The organism is Brevundimonas denitrificans (genome assembly GCF_030160755.1).
GTDB classification, from domain to species: Bacteria; Pseudomonadota; Alphaproteobacteria; order Caulobacterales; family Caulobacteraceae; genus Brevundimonas; species Brevundimonas denitrificans.
The window spans coordinates 1-2,431 of sequence record NZ_BSOY01000132.1; the positions used below are offsets into that span (position 1 = coordinate 1).

Annotated in this window: 3 protein-coding genes and 2 tRNA genes; 3 read left to right on the forward strand and 2 right to left on the reverse strand. The window is 68.2% G+C overall.

Features of this window, described 5'->3' with window-relative positions; translation table 11 throughout:
* Window positions 1-60: 60 nt before the first annotated feature.
* Together QQJ79_RS15245 and rlmB are read right to left on the reverse strand one after the other, a co-directional pair.
* Entirely contained in the window at window positions 61-930 is an 870-nt protein-coding gene (locus QQJ79_RS15245) for a TerC family protein (RefSeq protein ID WP_284223780.1), read from the reverse strand.
* Between the two features lie 55 nt (window positions 931-985).
* Window positions 986-1,903, reverse strand: coding sequence for a 23S rRNA (guanosine(2251)-2'-O)-methyltransferase RlmB (rlmB, locus tag QQJ79_RS15250; protein ID WP_284223781.1), 918 nt, complete (start codon window positions 1,901-1,903; stop codon window positions 986-988).
* Between the two features lie 146 nt (window positions 1,904-2,049).
* Here rlmB and QQJ79_RS15255 point away from each other — a divergent pair.
* The 3 genes from QQJ79_RS15255 to QQJ79_RS15265 form a co-directional block, all read left to right on the forward strand.
* Window positions 2,050-2,133: transfer RNA gene (locus tag QQJ79_RS15255), tRNA-Tyr, on the forward strand.
* Between the two features lie 76 nt (window positions 2,134-2,209).
* Window positions 2,210-2,283: transfer RNA gene (locus tag QQJ79_RS15260), tRNA-Gly, on the forward strand.
* 52 nt (window positions 2,284-2,335) lie between these two features.
* Window positions 2,336-2,431 (forward strand): GTP-binding protein (locus QQJ79_RS15265; protein WP_284223729.1); only part of this gene is annotated, 96 nt, incomplete at its 3' end.

The following is a 2,431-nucleotide window of genomic DNA, read 5'->3' on the forward strand; positions in this document are numbered from 1 at the left end:
GGGCCCGCGCGGCGGCGATCACCACGCCCCAGCCCGATATGGCCGGGGCGCCGGAGTCGCTCAGGCGGGCGATGCGGCGCTGGGGGACTCTGCCGCCGGCGTGACCGGCACAGGCGCCGGTCCGTCCGAGGGCCGGGAAGGCAGGCCGGTCGCGGGCGCCGCGCTGTCCTCGGTCTCCACGCCCTTCAGGAATTTCGCCTTCTCTTCCTCGCTGATGTCGAGGAAGGCCGGGGCCGAGGCGTTGAAGGCGTCCATGCGATCGGTCCGCACGATCACCGAGCGCCCGCCGTCCCACACCATGTGCAGGGCGACGTAGAGGACGATGACCAGGCCGACGTAGCCGATCCAGCGGTGTTTGGTCAGCAGCTTGGCGATGAAGGTCGCGGCCACGCCCATCAGGGCGATGGACAGGATCAGGCCGAAGACCATGATCCAGGGGTGTTCATGCGCCGCGCCGGCCACGGCCAGGACGTTGTCCAGCGACATGGTGACGTCGGCGATCATGATCTGGATCAGGGCCGCGGCGAAGGTCTTGCGCTTGATGCCCAGCGCTTCCGGCGGGGGGCCGCCGCCGTGGTGGGCGGACAGGGCCGTCTCCAGTTCCGCCTCGGCCTCGGCCTGGTCGTGGGTCTTCTGCTCCTGCAGTTCGCGCCACATCTTCCAGCAGACCCACAGCAGCAGGATGCCGCCGGCGAGCAGCAGGCCGATGATGGCCAGCAGCTGGACGGTGATCAGGGCGAAGCCGATGCGCAGGACGACGGCGGCGGCCAGGCCGATCAGGATGGCCTTCTTGCGCTGTTCGGGCGCGAGGGCGGCGGCGGCGAGGCCGACGGCCACCGCATTGTCGCCGGCCAGCACGAGATCGATCATCAGCACCTGGCCGAGGGCCGTGGCCTGGCTGGCGAGTTCGGGAGACGAAAGGAATTCCATGGCGCGCGTCTAGGGCAGTGAGTGGGGCGGGATCAAGCGGTGATCGGCAAGGCGATCAAGACGACTGTTTGCGATGGGCCTCATAAAGCGCCACCGCGGCGGCGTTGGAGACGTTGAGACTCTCGAACCCGCCGGGCATCGGAATCTTCGCCAGCACGTCGCAGTGTTCGGCCACCAGCCGTCGGATGCCGTCGCCTTCCGAGCCCATGACCAGCACCGTCGGGCGCTCGTCCAGCGCCTCTTCCAGCGTCAGCTCGGCCGAGCCGTCGAGGCCCACCGCGCGCCAGCCCATGTCGGCGAGCGTCTCGAGCGCCCGGCTGAGGTTGGTCACCCGCGCGCAGGGCAGGCGCTCCGTCGCGCCGGCCGAGGCCTTGGCCAGGGCCCCGGCCAGGGCGGGCGAGTGCCGGTCCTGCACCACGATCCCCTTCGCGCCGAACGCCAGGGCCGAGCGGAAGATGGCGCCGACGTTCTGGGGGTCGGTCAGCTGGTCCAGCATGACGATGACGCCGCCATCCCCGGCGATGTCCTCCAGCGCCACGCCTTCCAGCGGCTGGACCTTGAACGCTAGACCCTGGTGCACCGCGCCCGGCGGCAGCATGCGGTCCAGCGCCTGGGCCTCAATGATCTCGATCCTGTGGCCGTTGGCCAGTCTGTCCCGCTCCAGTTCGGCGGCGCGATCCGCGGTCGCCAGCAGCCGGCCCATGCCCTTGCGGGCCGGATTGGCCAGGGCGGCGATCACCGGATGGCGGCCCCAGACGAAATTGTCGGCGTCGGCCTTGGCCCGCGAGGGGCGCGGCGCGGAATCAGAGAAGCTCTTCGGCTTGGGATTGGGGTTCCAGCCGCCACGGTCGGGACCGCCCTCGGGTTTGCCCTTGGCGCCTGCTCCGGGCCCGCCGGAGCGGGGCGCGGACCTGTCGCCAAAGGCCGGTTTTTTGCCCGATTTCCGGTCGTTGCGTTCTGGATTTCTCGACACTATAAGACGCCCTCCGATTTGGAGCCCTGAGGGCTTTCGGGTCTGGCGCCCCTCCTAAACCAGGCGACGCAGGACACCGAGAGCTTTTGTTGTTTCGACGGCCGAAAGGTCGCCGGCGCATCGGTCCGACGGTTCGAAAGCGCGCTGGGGGAATGTCCCGAGCGGCAAAGGGGGGGGACTGTAAATCCCCTGCGTAAGCTTCGCAGGTTCGAGTCCTGCTTCCCCCACCACGCGGTTTCGAAACGAAGGTCCGGACCCCATATCGGGTCGGCGGTCGACGGCTTTCGGGCCCGAGGCCGTCTCCGTGCGGGTATAGTACAATGGTAGTACAGCAGCCTTCCAAGCTGAATATGTCGGTTCGATTCCGTCTACCCGCTCCAGAATTCTTAAGCTGACCCAATCGCCCCTTCCCGGGCCACAGGAGTTTTGGCCATGGCCAAGGAAAAGTTCGAACGTAACAAGCCGCACTGCAACATCGGCACGATTGGTCACGTTGACCACGGCAAGACGACGCTGACGGCGGCGATC

Bases quoted from the DNA above. Each gene is read 5' to 3' on its own strand.
- QQJ79_RS15245 (WP_284223780.1), bottom strand. From the start codon at position 930: ATGGAATTCCTTTCGTCTCCCGAACTCGCCAGCCAGGCCACGGCCCTC.